The organism is Caulobacter sp. GSs2 (genome assembly GCF_058680895.1).
Window position 1 is genome coordinate 104773 of sequence record NZ_CM178725.1, and the last position, 17273, is coordinate 122045.

16 protein-coding genes are annotated in these 17273 nt (G+C 66.3%); 12 read left to right on the plus strand and 4 right to left on the minus strand.

The window, feature by feature from the left end; genetic code table 11:
• Nucleotides 1-196: 196 nt before the first annotated feature.
• The 4 genes from era (at nucleotide 197) to ACW17Z_RS00485 (ending at nucleotide 4490) form a co-directional block, all read left to right on the plus strand.
• Complete coding sequence (gene era, locus ACW17Z_RS00470; RefSeq protein ID WP_419321304.1) at nucleotides 197-1153, plus strand: GTPase Era; 957 nt, start codon at nucleotides 197-199, stop codon at nucleotides 1151-1153.
• Between the two features lie 105 nt (nucleotides 1154-1258).
• The gene (locus ACW17Z_RS00475; protein ID WP_492058570.1) at nucleotides 1259-2119 is read left to right on the plus strand and encodes an arylamine N-acetyltransferase family protein; all 861 of its coding nucleotides are present in this window, start codon (nucleotides 1259-1261) and stop codon (nucleotides 2117-2119) included.
• On the plus strand, nucleotides 2120-2851 hold the full coding sequence (gene recO, locus ACW17Z_RS00480) for a DNA repair protein RecO (RefSeq protein ID WP_492057195.1): 732 nt from the start codon (nucleotides 2120-2122) through the stop codon (nucleotides 2849-2851).
• A gap of 49 nt (nucleotides 2852-2900) precedes the next feature.
• Complete coding sequence (locus ACW17Z_RS00485; RefSeq protein WP_492057196.1) at nucleotides 2901-4490, plus strand: alkaline phosphatase D family protein; 1590 nt, start codon at nucleotides 2901-2903, stop codon at nucleotides 4488-4490.
• A gap of 27 nt (nucleotides 4491-4517) precedes the next feature.
• Here the strand turns inward: ACW17Z_RS00485 and ACW17Z_RS00490 are convergent, their stop codons facing one another.
• Nucleotides 4518-5246 (minus strand): hypothetical protein, encoded by a 729-nt coding sequence (locus tag ACW17Z_RS00490; protein WP_492057197.1) that lies wholly within the window; start codon nucleotides 5244-5246, stop codon nucleotides 4518-4520.
• Entirely contained in the window at nucleotides 5218-5853 is a 636-nt protein-coding gene (locus ACW17Z_RS00495) for a hypothetical protein (RefSeq protein WP_492057198.1), read from the minus strand. Before ACW17Z_RS00495 ends, ACW17Z_RS00490 begins: the two co-directional genes overlap by 29 nt.
• A gap of 152 nt (nucleotides 5854-6005) precedes the next feature.
• On the opposite strand from ACW17Z_RS00495, the gene parC reads away from it, so the two are divergent.
• From parC to ACW17Z_RS00535, 8 genes are all read left to right on the plus strand, one after another.
• A complete protein-coding gene (gene parC, locus ACW17Z_RS00500; RefSeq protein WP_492057199.1) occupies nucleotides 6006-8282 on the plus strand; it encodes a DNA topoisomerase IV subunit A in 2277 nt (758 codons plus the stop codon).
• Nucleotides 8279-9616 (plus strand): serine hydrolase domain-containing protein, encoded by a 1338-nt coding sequence (locus ACW17Z_RS00505; RefSeq protein WP_492057200.1) that lies wholly within the window; start codon nucleotides 8279-8281, stop codon nucleotides 9614-9616. Before parC ends, ACW17Z_RS00505 begins: the two co-directional genes overlap by 4 nt.
• Nucleotides 9617-9718: 102 nt before the next feature.
• Nucleotides 9719-10897: a saccharopine dehydrogenase family protein gene (locus ACW17Z_RS00510; RefSeq protein WP_492057201.1), complete on the plus strand. Its 1179-nt coding sequence runs from the start codon at nucleotides 9719-9721 to the stop codon at nucleotides 10895-10897.
• 27 nt (nucleotides 10898-10924) lie between these two features.
• On the plus strand, nucleotides 10925-11215 hold the full coding sequence (locus tag ACW17Z_RS00515) for a DUF1330 domain-containing protein (RefSeq protein ID WP_492057202.1): 291 nt from the start codon (nucleotides 10925-10927) through the stop codon (nucleotides 11213-11215).
• Between the two features lie 113 nt (nucleotides 11216-11328).
• Complete coding sequence (locus ACW17Z_RS00520; RefSeq protein ID WP_419321317.1) at nucleotides 11329-12651, plus strand: serine hydrolase domain-containing protein; 1323 nt, start codon at nucleotides 11329-11331, stop codon at nucleotides 12649-12651.
• Nucleotides 12652-12690: 39 nt separating this feature from the next.
• The gene (locus ACW17Z_RS00525; RefSeq protein WP_492057203.1) at nucleotides 12691-13653 is read left to right on the plus strand and encodes a quinone oxidoreductase family protein; all 963 of its coding nucleotides are present in this window, start codon (nucleotides 12691-12693) and stop codon (nucleotides 13651-13653) included.
• Nucleotides 13650-14591 (plus strand): NAD(P)H-dependent flavin oxidoreductase, encoded by a 942-nt coding sequence (locus ACW17Z_RS00530; protein ID WP_492057204.1) that lies wholly within the window; start codon nucleotides 13650-13652, stop codon nucleotides 14589-14591. The genes ACW17Z_RS00525 and ACW17Z_RS00530 overlap by 4 nt, the downstream gene beginning before the upstream one ends.
• A 12-nt stretch (nucleotides 14592-14603) precedes the next feature.
• Entirely contained in the window at nucleotides 14604-15371 is a 768-nt protein-coding gene (locus ACW17Z_RS00535) for an SDR family NAD(P)-dependent oxidoreductase (protein ID WP_419255636.1), read from the plus strand.
• Between the two features lie 3 nt (nucleotides 15372-15374).
• Here the strand turns inward: ACW17Z_RS00535 and ACW17Z_RS00540 are convergent, their stop codons facing one another.
• The gene (locus ACW17Z_RS00540; RefSeq protein ID WP_492057205.1) at nucleotides 15375-16217 is read right to left on the minus strand and encodes an arginyltransferase; all 843 of its coding nucleotides are present in this window, start codon (nucleotides 16215-16217) and stop codon (nucleotides 15375-15377) included.
• A gap of 101 nt (nucleotides 16218-16318) precedes the next feature.
• Nucleotides 16319-17218: a flagellar motor protein MotB gene (locus ACW17Z_RS00545; RefSeq protein ID WP_419255634.1), complete on the minus strand. Its 900-nt coding sequence runs from the start codon at nucleotides 17216-17218 to the stop codon at nucleotides 16319-16321.
• Nucleotides 17219-17273 lie beyond the last annotated feature (55 nt).

Below are 17273 nucleotides of genomic sequence, written 5' to 3' on the forward strand. Positions count from 1 at the left end.
TCGGCGTTTTTCGTCAGGCAGATCACTGGCTGGAATTGGCGCTAGCGTTCGTTCAACATGATCGATCTGAACATTCGCAACCCACCCCCACAACAGACCCTCGCAACGTCCGCTCATCACCTCGAAACGCCATCCTCCGGCCCCCAGCCCCATCAGGGGGAGGAATCCCTGCCCCGCTGTGCTACACGCACCCGCAATGACTGACACAACACCTCAAAAGACCACCCGCGCCGGTTTCGCCGCGATCATCGGCGCGCCCAATGCCGGCAAGTCCACCCTGGTCAACCGCATGGTCGGGGCCAAGGTCTCGATCGTCACCCAGAAGGTGCAGACGACGCGCTTTCCGGTGCGCGGCGTGGCCATGCACGGCGACGCCCAGATCATCCTGGTCGACACCCCCGGCATCTTCAGCCCGCGCCGCCGTCTGGACCGCGCCATGGTCCGCTCCGCCTGGAACGGCTCGGAACAGGCCGAGGTCACCGTCCACCTGATCGACGTCCAGGCCGAACTGGCCTCGAACGAGAACAAGGCCACGCCCGCCGAGCACCGCTCGGTGCAGGACGTCCAGACCATCATCGAAGGCCTGAAGACCGCCAACCGTCAGGTGATCCTGGCGCTCAACAAGATCGACGGCGTCAAGCGCGACACCCTGCTGAAGGTCACGCAGGAGCTGTTCGACACCGGCGTCTATTCCGAGGTCTTCATGATCAGCGCCGCCACCGGCGCGGGCGTCGACGACCTGCTGGAGCGCCTGGCCTCCGCCATGCCGGAAAGCCCGTGGTTGTATCCGGAAGACCAGACCGCCGACCTGCCGGCCCGCCTGCTGGCCGCCGAGATCACTCGCGAGAAGATCTATCTGCGCGTCCACGAGGAGCTGCCCTACGCCGCTTCAGTGGAAACGACCGCCTTCGAGGAACGCGCCGACGGCAGCGCCCGCATCGAGCAGACCATCTATGTCGAACGCGACGGCCAGCGCGCCATCGTGCTGGGCAAGGGCGGCCAGACCCTGAAATGGATCGGCCAGGCCTCGCGCGAGGAGCTGTGCGACATCCTCGATCGCAAGGTGCACCTGTTCCTGCACGTCAAGGTCAAGGAAAACTGGGCCGAGGAACGCGGCCTGTTCAGTTCCATGGGCCTGGACTTCGACGTCTGACAAGCCACCGCGCCGCCCTGACAGCGGCGCGGCTCTTGACTTGATCGCTGGCAGGCTGTCCTAACGGGTGAGAACATACCGGGAATATCGCCCCCAGTGAGCCAGATCCAAAACGCCTTTGCCCCGGCCGCTCCGGCGGTCGACCTTGACGCCTATTTCGCGCGGATCGGCTATGAGGGCCCGCGCGAGCCGACCCTGGCCGTGCTGCGCGCCATCACCCGGAAGCACCCGGACGCCATCCCGTTCGAGAACCTGGACGTGCTGCTGGGGCGGGGGATTTCGATCGATCCGGCGACCATCGACGCCAAGCTGATCGCAGCCGGGCGGGGCGGCTATTGCTATGAGCAGAACGGCTTGCTCAAGCGGGTGCTGACCGCCGTCGGCTTCAACGTCGAGGGTCTGATGGCCCGGGTGTTGTGGATGGCGCCGGTCGGCGCGCCGCCCCGGCCGCGCTCGCACATGGTGCTGGGCGTGGCGATCGACGGCGAGACCTGGCTGGCTGACGCCGGCTTTGGCGGCTGCGTGCTGACCGCGCCGTTGCGCCTGTTTTCCGACGAGGTTCAGGACAGCCCCAACGGCCAGCTCCGCATCGTCGACGCCGGCCACGACGGCGTGGCCGAGCGGCAGGTTCAGGCCAATCTGTCGGGCAACTGGGCGCCGCTCTACCAGGTGGCCAAGGGCGCCTGGGCCGATGTCGACTACGAACAGGTCAACTACTTCACCTACACCCATCCCTCGTCGCACTTCACCTTCAGCATGACGGTCGGGCGCACGACGCCGACCGCGCGCTACGCCCTGAAGAACAATCGCCTGACCCATCGCGACGCCACCGGCGCCCTGGTCGAGCAGCGCGACCTGACCGTCGACGAGCTGGAAGCCACCCTGCGCGACGTCATCGGCCTGCCGGTCGAGGCCGACTGGCGGCCGGTGCTGGAAAAGGTCGTGGCGTGGGGGACGCAGGCCTAGATGGAATGGGAAGACGAGGCCCTGGTGCTGTCGGCGCGCATCCATGGCGAGACCGGCGCCATCGTCGAGCTGCTGACCGAGCAGCACGGCAAGTTCGCGGCCCATGTGGCGGGCGCGGCCTCGCGGCGGATGAAGCCGTTCCTGCAGCCAGGCTCGCGGGTGATCGCCCGCTATCGGGCCCGGATGTCCGACCAGCTGGGCGCGGCGACCCTGGAGCCGATGGGCGAGGGGGTGGCGTCGCTGTTCGACGATCCTCTGGCCCTGGCCGGTCTGTCGTCGGCCGCCTCGCTGGCCGCCGGCGCCTTGCCCGAGCGCGAGGCCCATCCCGGGGCCTTCCACGCGCTGGAGGCCCTGATCGGTGTGCTGCAGATCCCCGACATCTGGCCGGCGGTCTATGTGCGCTATGAGGCGGGGCTGTTGCAGGAGCTGGGCTTTGGCCTGGACCTGTCCAAATGCGCGGCGACCGGCTCGTTTGATGACCTGATCTATGTCAGCCCCCGCACCGGTCGCGCGGTCAGTCGCGGGGCGGGCGAGCCCTACAAGGACAAGCTGCTGCCGCTGCCGCCGTTCCTTCTGTCGGCCCAGGGCGGACTGGCGCAGGGCGACGTTCAGGCGGGACTGGACATCACCGGCCACTTTCTCGAACAGTTCGTGTTTGGCCCCCTGAACCGGCCGCTGCCGCCGACGCGCACGTGGCTGCTGGACCGGCTGGGCGAGGCGGGGCGGCTTTAAGAACCGTCACAAAGGCGCGATATCGCCAAGTCTGTCCAAGGAGTCGCCGATGTCCATCCTGCTCGATCGCTACGCCCTGTCGCGCCGTCGCGCCCTGGCCGCTTTTGGCGCCGTCGCCGCGACCGCCCTGTCGATCCCGCTGATCAGCGGCCGGGCCATGGCTCAGCCGGTCTATTCGATCTATCCCTTCCAGCTGGGCGTCGCCTCGGGTGATCCGCAGCCGGACGGTTTCGTGATCTGGACGCGCCTGGCGCCGGAGCCGCTGGAGATCGGCCACGGCATGCCCGCCCAGCCGGTGGAAGTGTCGTGGGAAGTCGCCGCCGACGCCGGCTTCAGGACCGTGGTCGCCAAGGGCGTCGCGGTGGCCATGCCCGAACTGGCTCATGCCGTCCACGTCGAGGTCGGCGGCCTGGAGGCGGGCCGTGACTACTGGTACCGTTTCGTGGCGGGCAAGGAGCGCAGCCTGACCGGTCGGGCGCGCACGACCCCGGCCCTGGGCGCGACCGTGGATCGCGTCCGCTTCGCCGTCGCCGGCTGCCAGCAGTACGAGCAGGGCTATTACACCGCCCACCGCCGTCTGGCCGAGGACAATCCCGACTTCGTGTTCTGCTACGGCGACTACATCTATGAGGGTCGGGGCAACCGCGTCTGGAACGGTCCCCGTGGCCCGGTCGAGAACGTGCGCCAGCATTTCGGCGGCGAGATCTACAGCCTCGACGACTATCGCCGCCGCTATGCCCAGTACAAGATGGACGCTGACCTGCAGGCCGCCCACGCCGCCGCGCCGTGGTTCGTGGTCTGGGACGACCACGAGATCGACAACAACTGGGTCGCTGACCTGGACCAGGACGGCGTTGATCCCAAGGTCTTCAACCTGCGTCGTCAGGCGGCGGTCCAGGCCTATTTCGAGAACATGCCGCTGCGCCCCAGCAGCTTTCCCGTCGGAACCACGATCCAGCTGTACCGCCGCGCCAGCTTTGGCGGCCTGATGGACCTGAACCTGCTCGACACCCGTCAGTTCCGCACCAACCAGCCCTGCGGCGACAAGTTCGGGACCTGCGCCGAGATCGAGGCGGCCAAGGCCGAGGTGCTGGGTCTGAAGCAGGAAAAGTGGCTGCTCGACGGACTCTCGGCGTCCAAGGCGCGCTGGAACGTGCTGGCCCAGCAGATCATGGTGATGGACCTGGACCGCGATCCGGGCGCGGGCTCGGCGGTCAATCCGGATTCCTGGGCGGGCTATCGCTCGCCGCGCAACCGCCTGCTGCAGCAGATCCGCGACCGCAGGATCGCCAATCCGATCGTGCTGACCGGCGACGAGCACCAGAACTATGCCGGCGAACTGCACCTGGACGGCGCCCATCCCGAGGGCGCGCCGATCGGGACAGAGTTTGTCGTCACCTCGATCTCGTCCAGTGGCGACGGCGTCGACCAGCGCGAGGACATGGCCAAGATCCAGGCCGCCAATCCGCAGCTGAAGTTCAACAACGCCCAGCGCGGCTATGCGATCTGCGAGGTGACGCCGGAGCGCTGGACGACCGAGTTCAAGGTGCTGGACGCTATTACCCGCCGCGACGGCAAGCTGACCACGCGCGCCAAGCTGGCGGTCGAAGCCGGAAATCCGCGTCTCGCGACCGTCTAGCCTGTCGACTGGGGGAAGGCCTCGGCGCTACTTCTCGTTGGCCGAGATGGCGGACATTGTCCGCAGATCCCACTGAGGCCGGGATTTCTCCGACGGCTCGCGAATGCCGGCCTCGATCTGGAATTGCCTGAGAGCGGCCAGCGTCTCGGGCGTCGAGACATAGACCTTTTGCTGAGCGTCGTAGATGAGCGGAGCTTCGGGCATGGTGACGCCCTGCTCGCTGAGCGAAGCGACGCTCTGGTCGACGACCACGGCCGCCATCGCCTTGGCTTCGTCCTGCTGTCCGGCCAATCGGAGGTAAACCGACAGATCATAGGCGGCGGCGCGCGCCGCGCTGGTGTCTCCCGCATCCAGAGCGGCCTGCAGGGCGTCCCGCCGCTGGGCGATGGACGCCGGAAAGCTCTGGGTCAGGGCGCTGCTGATGCTGCTCGTCACGCCATTCTGGCGCACGGGAATGTTCACCGGTGAGGACACGCACTTCAGCCATTCGCCAGAACCGGCGAAGAACGAGCTGTTCGGCTTGGCCCGGAACTCGATCCGATTGTCGCATTTCTGGTCGTAGAGGGTCCGCTCGCCGTTGGCGTCGGTCTCAACGGCGGCGGTTTGAAGGACACCGTCCTTGCGGATGAAGATCTTGCTTGGCACGGCCTTGCCGCTGGGGCCGCGCACCCGGATGGCTATGGTTTCGACGGTTTGCGCCGCGACCATGGCCGGGACAAGGGCGAGACTAAGCGTTGCTGGCAGAAGGTTTCGCATCGTTTGATGATCCTTCGGGCTGGGGTTTTGGTGTCAGCAAACCGTGGGCGAGCCAGGCCATGAAGCTGGCCAGAAACAGGCTCATCACGGTCAGCACGATGAGATAGTAGCGATGAAAGAACCACGCGACCGGATGGCTGGCGGGGAGCATGTAGATGGCCTCAGGCTTGGCGCTGTTGGGGTTCAGCATCAGATGAACCGGGTCATCATTCAGCGTCTTGGCGACGACCCGGATCGAGCCGCCGGGGGGCAGTGACACCAGGAACTCCACGGAAAACCGCGACGGATTGAGGAAGCCATTGGCTCCGTCCGGAGACTCGCCTGCGTCGTAGGCCGAACCTGTGGGCGGCATGCTGACGAACTTGTTTTCGCCCGACAGACACTCGCGCTCGGCGCCGCAGCCCAGCGTGAAACGAACCGGCCCGATCGGCTGGGTCTTGGAGAGATTGGTGACCGTGCCCACGACGGTCGAGCCCTTCCGATCGACCGCATAGGTCGCCACCAGGGAGTCCTGCATGCCGCCGTGGAGTGTGGCGAACGCCCAGCCCAGAGCCGAAATCAGCAAGGCGATCGCATAGGGCGCCTTGTCGCTCGAGAACGGATTCATCGGTAGCCCCGGCCGATTTGCAGCGTCAACGATAACGCCGTTCTTCCATCTCGCGCAACATCCGCTGCCCGAGGTGAGTCACGGCGCGCCAAAGACGTCGAATCGCCCGCCCGACATCTGCTAGGATGCGAGCCCGGTAACGATTCCTCCTCATGAACAAACCTGTCCTTCCCCCCGGCGGTCCTGGCGACGGCGACCGCATCCTTGACGAGCCGCTGACAGAAGCCCTGTCGCGCCGCTATCTGGCCTATGCCCTGTCGACGATCAGTTCGCGGGCCCTGCCGGACGTGCGTGACGGCCTCAAGCCCGTCCACCGTCGCGTGCTGTACGCGATGAACAACATGCGCCTGAACCCCGAGGCCGCCGCGCGCAAGTGCGCCAAGGTGGTCGGCGAGGTGATGGGTAACTTCCACCCGCACGGCGACCAGTCGATCTATGACGCCCTGGTGCGCCTGGCCCAGGACTTCGCTCAGCGCATCCCGCTGGTCGAGGGTCAGGGAAACTTCGGCAATATCGACGGCGATAACGCCGCCGCCATGCGCTACACCGAATGCCGCATGACCACGGCGGCGACGCTGCTGCTGGACGGCATTGACGAGGACGCGGTCGATTTCCGGCCCACCTATGACGGCCAGGACGAGGAACCGGTGGTTCTGCCGTCGGGCTTCCCCAACCTGCTGGCCAACGGCTCGTCGGGCATCGCGGTCGGCATGGCCACCTCGATCCCGCCGCACAACGCCGCCGAGCTGATCGACGGCTGCCTGCTGCTGCTCAGCCGGCCCGAAGCGACGACCGCTGACCTGCTGGAACGCATCCCCGGTCCCGACTTCCCGACCGGCGGCATCATCGTCGAACCGCGCGAGAGCTTGCTGGAAACCTACGAGACCGGCCGCGGCGGCGTTCGTGTTCGGGCCAAGTGGGAGAAGGAAGACACCGGGCGCGGCACCTACCAGATCGTCGTCACCGAGATTCCGTATCAGGTAAAGAAGTCGGATCTGGTCGAGCAGCTGGCCGACTTGATCGAGAGCAAGAAGGCGGCCCTGCTGGGCGACGTCCGCGACGAGAGCGCCGAGGACATCCGGCTGATTCTTGAGCCCAAGACAAGGAACGTCGAGCCCGAAGTGCTGATGGAGAGCCTGTTCAAGCTCTCGGCGCTGGAAAGCCGCTTCCCGGTCAATATGAACGTGCTGGACGCGCGCGGCACGCCGGGCGTGATGGGCCTGAAGGCGGCGCTGATGGCGTTCCTGGCCCACCGCCGCGAGGTGCTGACCCGCCGGGCCAAGCATCGCCTGTCCAAGATCGAAGCCCGTCTGCACATTTTGGACGGCCTGCTGATCGCCTACCTCAATCTGGACGAGGTCATCCGCATCGTCCGTTACGAGGACGAGCCCAAGCAGAAGCTGATCTCGACCTTTGCGTTGTCGGACCTCCAGGCCGACGCCATCCTCAACACCCGCCTGCGCCAGTTGGCCAAGCTGGAAGAGATGGAGATCCGTCGCGAGCACGCGCAGCTGATGGAAGAGCGCGACGGCATCCTGGCCATGCTGGCCAGCGACGAGAAGCAGTGGAAGCTGGTGGGGACCGGCCTGCGCGACGTGCGCGCTACCCTGCTGAAGATCAAGCACCCGCTCGACAAGCCTCGCATCAACGGCATCACCGGTCGCTCGATCTTCGCCGACGCGCCGTTCGTCGACGCCGAGGCGGCCATCGAGGCGATGATCGTCCGTGAACCGATCACCATCATCCTGTCGGAGCGCGGCTGGATCCGCGCCGCCAAGGGCAAGGTGGAGGATCCGTCCGAACTGAAGTTCAAGGAAGGCGACAAGCTGGGCTTCCTGGTCCCGGCCGAGACCACCGACAAGCTGCTGATCTTCTCCAGCGACGGCCGCTTCTTCACGATCGGCTGTGACAAGCTGCCCGGCGCCCGAGGCCATGGCGAGCCGTTGCGGATGATGATCGAGCTGGACGACAAGGTGAAGATCCTCGACGTGTTCCCGTTCAAGGCCGGCCGCAAACGCATTTTGGCCTCCAAGCTTGGCTATGGCTTCCTGATGCCCGAGGAAGAAGCGCTCGCCAATCGCAAGGCCGGAAAGCAGGTCCTGACCGTCGACGCCGCCGGCGCGGCCTTCTGTCTGGAAGCCGTCGGCGACCAGCTGGGCGTGATCGGCGACAACGGCAAGATCCTGATCTTCCCGCTGGAAGAACTGCCGGAAATGCCGCGCGGCAAGGGCGTCAAGTTGCAGGCCTATCGCGAGGGCGGACTGCGCGACGCGCTGTCATTCAACGCCGAGACCGGCGGCTACTGGATCGACTCCGCCGGCCGTCGCCGCGACTGGACCGACTGGACCACCTTCGTCGGCCGCCGGGCCAGCGCCGGCAAGCTGGCGCCCAAGGGCTTCCCGACCTCCAAGCGGTTCAAGCCCAAATGACCGGCTTGCGGCTGAGACGAAAGGCGATCGCTTTTGTCGCCGGCCTGCTTGGCTGCGCCGCCGCTGTGGGAGTGGCCTCGGCTGCGGCGCTGCCGGGCGTCAAGCCCGAGGCGGTGGGCTTTTCCTCGCCCAAGCTGAAGAAGCTGGACGAGGCCATGCAGGCCATGGTCGACACGGGGCAGGTCGCGGGGGCCGTGACGCTACTGGCCCGCCACGGCCAGATCGTTTCGAGCTCGACCTTCGGCAAGCGCGGTCTCGAAGCCGGGGATCCGATGCCCGCCGACGCCATCTTCCGCATCCGTTCGGAGACCAAGCCGGTCACCGGCGTGGCGATGCTGATCCTCTATGACGAGGGCAAATGGAAGCTGGACGATCCGGTCAGCAAGTACGTCCCGGAGTTCGCCAATCTGCGCGTCGCCAAGATGGACGCCGAGGGCCGCCCGGTCCTGACGCCGATTTCGCGCCCGCCGACCATGCGCGAGTTGATGACCCATACGGCGGGTTTCGCCTATGGCATCGCCGACGATCCTTCCAGCCCAGCCGACCAGGCCTATTACAAGGCCAACGTGCTGCAGTCGGGTTCGCTGGGCGAACTGGTCGCGAAGGTCTCGACCCTGCCGATGTACGCCGAGCCGGGCGCCTTGTGGCGCTACAGCGTGGCCGCCGACATTCAGGGCTATATCGTCGAAAAACTGTCGGGCCAGTCGCTGCCGGTGTTCATGCAGGAGCGGATCTTTGCGCCGCTGGGCATGGCCGACACCGCCTTCTACGTGCCGCAGGAGAAGGTCGGACGTCTGGCGGCGCTGTATGACGCCGACGCTACGGGCAAGCTGATCCCGGCTGTCGAAGGGCCCTGGCGCGATGTCACCAAGCCGCCGGCGGCCCCGTCGGGCGGCGGCGGCCTGGTCTCAACCGCCCACGACTTCGCGCGGTTCGCCCAGATGATCCTCAATGCCGGGGATCTCGACGGCGTTCGCATTCTGCAGCCCGAGACGGTGGCCCTGATGCGGCTGAACCAGCTGCCGGCCAGTTTCACCGTCACCACCAATGGCACCACCGGGGTTCTGCAGCCCAGCCAGAAGCCGTTCCCGTTCGCCCAGGGCATGGGTTATGGCCTCGATGTCGCCGTGGCCGTAGATCCGGCGGCCTCGGGCGCGCCCGTTGGGGCGGGCACGATCAGCTGGGGCGGCAGCGCCGGCACCTGGTTCTGGATCGACCCGACCAACGACCTCTTCTTCATCGGCATGATCCAGCGCCTGGGCGGGGTGGGGCCGGGCCTGGACGCCACAACGCGGACTCTGGTCTATCAGGCGCTGGAAAAGCCGGACCTGTAAGGTCGGTGCGCCTTCCGCTTGGCGCCTGGGTGGCTCGTTCAAACGGCCGTTTGCATTGGCGCCCTGATCCCGGCATGGTCTCCCGAAATCAGGGAGGCTCGCATGAACCCGACAGCCGAATTCGACATCATCGTCTATGGCGCCAGCGGCTTCACCGGCCGGCTGGTGGCTGAGTATCTGGCCGCGCAGTACGGCGTCGGCGGCAAGGTGCGCTGGGCGATGGCGGGGCGGAGCCTCGAAAAGCTGGCCGCAGTCCGCGATGAGATCGGCGCGCCCCCTGAGACGCCGCTGGTCACCGCTGACGCTGACGACGCCGAATCCCTGAAAGCCATGGTCGGTCGGACCAAGGCCGTACTGACCACGGTCGGCCCCTATCAGCTGTATGGCAACGCCCTGGTCGCGGCCTGCGCCGAGGCGGGGACCGACTATCTCGATCTCTGCGGCGAGCCGGCCTGGATGCGCCAGATGATCGACGCGCATGAGGCGACGGCGAAGAAGACCGGCGCACGGATCGTGTTCTCGTGCGGCTTTGACTCCATCCCGTTCGAACTGGGCGTCTGGTTCCTGCAGCAGGAAGCCGGCAAGACCTTGGGTGGGCCGGTTCCGCGCGTGAAGGGCCGGGTGCGCGGCATGAAGGGCGGATTCTCGGGCGGCACCGCCGCCAGCCTGAAGGCGACCATGGCCGCTGCGGCGCGCGATCCTTCGCTGGTGGCCTTGCTCAAGAACCCGTTCGCCCTGGTTCCCGGCTTTGAGGGGCCTGCCCAGCCGTCGGGGAACAAGCCGATGCTGGACGAGGACCTGGGCGTCTGGGCTGCGCCGTTCGTTATGGCGGCGATCAACACCCGCAACGTGCACCGCTCCAATGCCCTGCTGGGCCAGGCCTATGGCGCCGACTTCGTCTATGACGAGATGATGCTGACGGGGCCGGGCGAACAGGGCGAGCAGATCGCCCAGATGATCGCCGCTTCAGGCGGTGGCCTGGGCGGCGAAGGCGGTCCCAAGCCGGGCGAGGGGCCCAGCAAGGAAGAGCGCGAGACGGGCTTCTATGACGTTCTGTTCCTGGGCATCGCCGCCGACGGCCGGCAGGTGCGGGCCAGCGTCAAGGGCGACAAGGACCCCGGCTATGGCTCGACGTCCAAGATGATCGCCGAGTCGGCGATCTGCCTGGTGACCGAGGCGACCGATGTGGCGGGCGGCATCTGGACGCCGGGCGCGGCCATGCAGGGCAAGCTGGTGGCGCGGCTGGAGGCGAATGCGGGCCTGACCTTCGCCGTGGAATAGCGGGCGTCGCGGCCGACGGGGGCGACGATGAAGGCTTATCTGGTGCTGGATTTTTCGGTGCACGATTTTCCTGGCTTCATGCCCTATGTCGCGGAAATCCCTGCGCTTATCGACCGGCATCGCGGGCGATACATCGTGCGGGGAGATCTGCCGACGGCCATTGAAGGTGACTGGGCGCCAGAGCGTATGGTCATCTTGGAGTTTCCGTCCCGCGAAGCGGCGCAGGCGTTTCTCGCCGATCCGGACGCTCAGCCGCTTTTTCAGCTGCGTCACAGGACGACCAACAGCAAGCTGGTGCTGGTGGATGGATGCGATTGAGCCCATCGCCGAGAAGGCTGCTGCGGTTGTGGCGTCCCTAGAGAAAAACTGGCTGCGCAAGCGACGGAATTCACCCTAAGGTCGCTTCAAACAAGTGTTCGGGGAAAGACGGAATGGCTTTACGTCGGTTGATCGGGACCGCTCTGGCGGTCGGATATCTGGCGCTCGGTGCGCCGCTTCTCGCGGCCCCCAAAAGCAGCCCGTCGGTCACGCTCGCGCCCGCGTCGCCTGAAAGCGTCGGCTTCTCCAGTGAGCGGCTGAAGCGTCTCGACGCCAGCATGCAGGCGCTCGTCGATCAGGGCCATCTGCCGGGCGTCACCACCATGGTCGTTCGCCACGGCAAGGTCGTCGCCTTCGAAGTCCACGGCAAGAAGGGCTTCGATGGCCCGCCGATGACCAAGGACACCATCTTCCGGATCTACAGCCAGACCAAGCCGGTGACCGGCGTGGCGATGATGATGCTGTTCGAGGAGGGCAAGTGGCGCCTCGACGATCCGGTCAGCAAATATATCCCCGAGTTCGCCAATCTGCGCGTCTACAAGGGCCAGAACCCGGACGGGACCTTCATCACCGAAGCGGCCAGTCGTCCGCCGACCATGCGCGAGATCATGAGCCACTCGGCGGGCTTCGCCTATGGCCTGGTCCCGGACAACCCCGTCGACAAGGCCTATGTCTCGACCGGCGTCCTGGGCGCCAAGACGGGCCAGGAGTTCATCGACAAGATCGCCGCCTTGCCGCTGGTTGGTCAGCCCGGCGCGCAGTGGAAGTACAGCGCCTCGGTCGATATCCAGGGCTACCTCGTCGAGAAACTATCGGGGATGTCGCTGGCCGACTTCATGCGCACCCGCATCTTCGAGCCGCTGAAGATGATCGATACCGGCTTCTATCTGCCGGCCGCCAAGGCTGATCGCCTGGCGTCGATGTATGTCTGGGGTCCCAAGGTCCAGAAGCTGGTCCCGGCTGAGGGCTTCATGGTGCTGGACATCAGCAAGCCGCCGGTGGTCGCCTCGGGCGGCGGCGGACTGGTCTCGACCAGCGCCGACTATGCCCGGTTCTCGCAGATGATCCTCAACGGCGGTGAACTGGACGGTGCGCGCATCCTGTCGCCCAGCACCATCAAGCTGATGGGCAGCAATCACCTCGGCGACAACATCATGACCGGTCAGGAAGGCTCGTTCCGGAATGGCCGCGGTCAGGGTTTTGGTCTCGACTTCATGGTCATCACCGACCCGGCCAAAGCCGGCACGCCGACGGGCGAGGGCACGATCAGCTGGGGCGGCGCGGCCGGCACCTGGTTCTGGATCGACCCGAAGAACGACCTGTTCTTTCTGGGCATGATCCACATTCTCAACAAGGACGGCGATCCGGCCCTGCGCAATCTGGACGATATCAGCCAGCAGCTGGTCTATCAGGCGCTGGTCGACCCTTCGAAATAGCCAAGTCAAACAACAAGAAAATACCAGGGAGCGAGCGCCATGAAGGCCGCCGTCTATTATCAAACCGGTTCGCCGGACGTGCTGCGCTATGAGGATGTCGCCGATCCGGTCTGCCATGCCTCTGGCGTGGTGATCCGGGTCGAGGCCGTCAGCATCGAGGGCGGCGACACCCTCAGCCGCGGCGGCGGGGCGATGGCGGGCAGCCCTCACATCGTGGGCTATCAGGCGGCCGGCGAGATCGTCGAAGTCGGCGCGGACGTCACCCACCTGAAGGTCGGCCAGAAGGTCGTGACTGTGAACGCCTTCGGCTCGCACGCCGAACTGCGCGCGGTTCCGGCCCGCAACGCCTGGCCGATCCCGGAAGGGTTCGACATCCTCAAGGCCTCGGCCATTCCGGTGCCGTTCGGCACGGCCCATGAGTGCCTGTTTGGTCACGGCCAGCTGAAGGCCGGCGAGACCGTGCTGATCCAGGCCGGGGCCAGCGCCCTGGGCATCGCCGCCATCCAGCTGGCCAAGCGGGCCGGGGCGACGGTGCTGGCCACAGCCTCCAGCGACGCGCGTCTGGAGCGCCTGAAGGTGTTTGGTCTGGACCATGGCATCAACTATGGCCGCGACGACACCGTCGAACAGGTGATGAAGCTGACCGGCGGCAAGGGTGTCGATCTGGTGGTCGATCCCGTGGGTGGCGCGACCCTGCAGTCGAGCCTTCTGTCGCTGGGCTATCGCGGCCGGGTCTCGCTGGTCGGCAATGCCGGCCGCGAGCCGATGAAGGTCGATGTCTCGTCCCTGATGGGCGGCAATCGCCGGCTGTCGGGCGTGTTCCTGGGCGCCGAGATCATGACCGACCGGGTGCATGACCTGATCCAGACCCTGATCGAGGAAGCCGCGCGCGGTGAACTGCAGGTGCTGATCGACAGGACCTTCCCCCTGTCGGAAGCCGCCGCCGCCCACGCCTATATCGAGAGCCGCCAGGCCGTCGGCCGCGTGCTGTTGATCCCATGAGCCAGACCAACCGCGTCCTGGCCCATACCGGGGCCAAATATCCGATCGTCCAGGCGCCGATGGGCTGGATCGCGCGCTATCCCCTGGCCTCGGCGGTGTCGCGGGCCGGAGGGCTGGGCATCATCGAGACCTCGTCGGGCGAGACCGAGACCTGCAAGGCCGAGATCCGCAAGATGGCCGAGGCGGGCCTGCCGTTCGGCGTGAACCTGCCCATCATGTTCCTGCGTGACGACTCGATGCTGAAGTTCGTCTGCGAGAGCGGGGTGAAGTTCGTCACCACCTCGGCCGGCAGCCCTGCCAAGTTCATCGGCCCGCTGAAGGACGCCGGCATCGTCGTCTATCACGCCGTGCCCACGGTCGATGCGGCCGTAAAATGCGCCGAGGCCGGCATTGACGGCCTGGTCGTCGAGGGCGCCGAGGGCGGCGGCTTCAAGAACCCCGAGGAGGTGTCGACCCTGGTCCTGCTGCAGGCCATCCGCGCCCGCGTGGATGTGCCGCTGATCGCGGCCGGCGGCATCTGCGACGGACGCGGCATGGCTGCGGCGTTCGCTCTGGGCGCCGAGGCGATCCAGATGGGCACGCGTTTCGTCAGCTCGGCCGAGAGCCCGGTGCACGAGAACTACAAGGCCGCGATCACCGGCGGCAAGGAGACCGGCACCTGGATCCTCAACAAGAAGTCCAGCCCCTGCATCCGCGCCCTGAAGTCCGAGCGCACCAAGACCATCTACGATGAAGGCCTGATGCCGCCGGACGCCCTGAAGGGCATCCTGGGCGTCTATTTCGGCGGCGACATGGAAGCGGCTCCGGCCCTGGCCGGCCAGACCGTCGGCCTTATCGACGAGGTCAAGACAGCCCAGCAGATCATCGACGAGACCGTCGCCCAGTTCCACGACATCACGGGGCGTCTCGGCGCTCTGGCCGCCGCACGCGGCTTCTAAGGGATCATGACCATGAACAACCTCTTCTCGCTCGAAGGCCGCGTCGCGGTCGTCACCGGCGGCTCGCGCGGCATCGGTGCGATGATCGCCAAGGGCTTCCTGACCTATGGCGCCAAGCGCGTCTATATCACCGCCCGCAAGGCCGCCGCCTGCGACGCCGCCGCTGAAGAGCTCAGCCAGTACGGCGAGTGCATCTCGCTGCCGGGCGACGTTTCCACGATGGAAGGCATCGAAGGCCTGACCAAGCGCCTGCTTGAGGCCGAGCCCAAGCTCGACATCCTGGTCAACAACGCGGGCGCAGCCTGGGGCGCGGCGTTCGACGAGTTCCCCGAGAGCGGCTGGGACAAGGTCGTCGACCTCAACATGAAGACCCCGTTCTTCCTGACCCAGGCCCTGATCGCCCCGCTGCGCGCGGCGGCCAAGGACCGCGTGGCCAAGGTGATCAACATCTGCTCGATCGACGGCCAGTCGGTGGCCCGCGAGGAAACCTATCCCTACGGCGCGTCCAAGGCCGGGCTTCTGCACCTGACCAAGCGCATGGCCCTGCGTCTGGCGCCTGAGAACATCGCCGTCAGCGCCATCGCGCCCGGCGCCTTCGCCTCGGACATGAACAAGGTCGCTCGCGACCACGCTGAAGCGGTGTCAAAAGCCATTCCGGCCGGCCGGATCGGCACGGACGAGGACATGGCCGGCACGGCGATCTTCCTGGCCTCGCGGGCCGGCGACTATGTGATGGGTTCTGCCGTCACCGTGGACGGCGGCGTCAGCTTCGCGCGCTAGGCTCTAGAGATCGTGCAGGATGGCGGGCTGGGCGTCGCTCATGTCCAGCTCGCTGTCCTCGGCTTCGCGCAGCAGGTTCAGGACCCGAGGTGACCGCGCGCCACGCTCGCGGGCCGACATCAGGGCCCAGCCGCCGGGCTTGAGGATTTCCAGGGGCGAGAAGCGGGCCTTGTAAGCCATCTTCTCGCTGCCGGGGACCCAGTAGCCAAGATAGACATAGGGCAGGCCCGTCTGCTGGGCCTGGACCATGTGATCTAGGATGATGAACGAGCCCAGGCTGCGCTTGGTCATGTTCGGATCGTAGAAGCTGTAGACCAGTGACAGGCCGTCAGCGAGGACGTCCACCAGGACGCAGGCGATCAGGTCGCCGGGGCCTCGATCCATGGAGCGGCTGCGATACTCGATCAGATGGGTGCGGACCGCCGTGTCCTCGACCATCGCCACATAGTCGGGCCAGGTCATCTCCGCCATGCCGCCGTCAGCGTGGCGGGTCAGCAGGTAGCGCCGCAGGAGCTCGAACTGCTCCAGCGTCGCTTCGGATTCCACCAGATGCCGTTCCAGGTCGTCATTGCGGGCCAGCACCTTCCGCTCGGACCGCGAGAAGACGTAGTCGGCGACGGGCGAGCGGGCCGATTGGCAGGCGCGACAGGTCTCGCAGGCCGGCCGATAGGCGATGTTCTGGGAACGACGGAAGCCGACCTGGGTCAGGCTGTCATTGACCGTGGGGCCATCCGACAGCGGGAGGTGAGCAAAGACCTTACGCTCCTCCCGGCCCGGCAAGTAGGGGCAGGGGGTCGGCGCCGTGAGGAAGAACCGAAGCTGTCGCGTCGGAAAATGCTGCGTCACGAAAGCGCCCGTCCCCTGTTCAGCGGCCTTTGGCCGTCATGTGATTAGGCGGCATGCCGCCCGTTTTCGCAAGCGTCACCGAAGCCTCGCGCCGCTTACCGTCACAGCCCATCGGGCAGCACCGGCTTTTCTCGCAACAAGACGATCGAAATGCGTCGATTGCCGGCCAGAGTAGGATCGTCGGCATAGAGAGGTTCGGAATTGGCCTTGCCCGAGACCTGGTAGATACGGTCATCACCGACCCCGGCGTTGCGCAGCACCAGGCGCGCGGCGTCGGCGCGGGTGGCCGAGAGGGCCCAGTCGCTGTCGCTCTTGCGGCCCAGGGCGTTGGCGCTGGTGTGGCCGGACACCGTGACCCGGTTGGGCAGTTGGTTGACGATCTTGGCCACAGCGCGCAGCAGGATCCGGGCCCGGTCGTTGGGCTCCTTCGAGTTCTCCTTGAACATCGAACGGCCTTCCTGGTCGATCAGCTGGATCCGCATCCCCTCGGGGGTCTGGTCGATCATGATCTGCTTGGATAGCTCGGCCAGTTCCGGCATTTCCTGCAGCGACTGGCGCAGGGACTGGGCCGCCGAGGCGAAGCTGTCCTGTTCTTTTTTGGCCAGGGCGTCGCGAAGAGCCTCTTCGCTGGCCGAGTCGAGACTGGCGGTCGTCGAGCTCTGGCCTTCCTTGTCGGTTTGGTCGGGAGCTTCAGGCGCCATTTGCTGGACCACCGACAGCTTGCCCTCTGCCTTGGCGCCGTCGTCGCCGAGCGAGGTGCCGCCGAGGATGCCACCCGAGCCGCTGGTGGTCGAAGAGATGCTCGCCGGGGCGAAATAGTCGGCAATACCTTGTTTTTGTTCGGGACTTGTCGAGTTCAGCAGCCACATCAGCAGGAAGAAGGCCATCATCGCGGTCACGAAATCGGCGTAGGCGACTTTCCACGCGCCGCCATGGTGGCCGCCGCCGACCACCTTCTTGACCTTCTTGATAATGATCGGCTGTTCGCCGCTGACGGCCATCGTGCTTAAGCCTGCTTAACCCTGTTCAACTGAAGTTGCCCTGCGGACGTTAAGA

What these genes read in the sequence shown, in the direction of transcription:
- era (WP_419321304.1), top strand. Translation starts at nt 197, where the DNA reads ATGACTGACACAACACCTCAAAAGACCACCCGCGCCGGTTTCGCCGCG.
- recO (WP_492057195.1), top strand. Translation starts at nt 2,120, where the DNA reads ATGGAATGGGAAGACGAGGCCCTGGTGCTGTCGGCGCGCATCCATGGC.
- ACW17Z_RS00485 (WP_492057196.1), top strand. Translation starts at nt 2,901, where the DNA reads ATGTCCATCCTGCTCGATCGCTACGCCCTGTCGCGCCGTCGCGCCCTG.
- ACW17Z_RS00490 (WP_492057197.1), bottom strand. Translation starts at nt 5,246, where the DNA reads ATGCGAAACCTTCTGCCAGCAACGCTTAGTCTCGCCCTTGTCCCGGCC.
- ACW17Z_RS00495 (WP_492057198.1), bottom strand. Translation starts at nt 5,853, where the DNA reads ATGAATCCGTTCTCGAGCGACAAGGCGCCCTATGCGATCGCCTTGCTG.
- parC (WP_492057199.1), top strand. Translation starts at nt 6,006, where the DNA reads ATGAACAAACCTGTCCTTCCCCCCGGCGGTCCTGGCGACGGCGACCGC.
- ACW17Z_RS00505 (WP_492057200.1), top strand. Translation starts at nt 8,279, where the DNA reads ATGACCGGCTTGCGGCTGAGACGAAAGGCGATCGCTTTTGTCGCCGGC.
- ACW17Z_RS00510 (WP_492057201.1), top strand. Translation starts at nt 9,719, where the DNA reads ATGAACCCGACAGCCGAATTCGACATCATCGTCTATGGCGCCAGCGGC.
- ACW17Z_RS00515 (WP_492057202.1), top strand. Translation starts at nt 10,925, where the DNA reads ATGAAGGCTTATCTGGTGCTGGATTTTTCGGTGCACGATTTTCCTGGC.
- ACW17Z_RS00520 (WP_419321317.1), top strand. Translation starts at nt 11,329, where the DNA reads ATGGCTTTACGTCGGTTGATCGGGACCGCTCTGGCGGTCGGATATCTG.
- ACW17Z_RS00525 (WP_492057203.1), top strand. Translation starts at nt 12,691, where the DNA reads ATGAAGGCCGCCGTCTATTATCAAACCGGTTCGCCGGACGTGCTGCGC.
- ACW17Z_RS00530 (WP_492057204.1), top strand. Translation starts at nt 13,650, where the DNA reads ATGAGCCAGACCAACCGCGTCCTGGCCCATACCGGGGCCAAATATCCG.
- ACW17Z_RS00535 (WP_419255636.1), top strand. Translation starts at nt 14,604, where the DNA reads ATGAACAACCTCTTCTCGCTCGAAGGCCGCGTCGCGGTCGTCACCGGC.
- ACW17Z_RS00545 (WP_419255634.1), bottom strand. Translation starts at nt 17,218, where the DNA reads ATGGCCGTCAGCGGCGAACAGCCGATCATTATCAAGAAGGTCAAGAAG.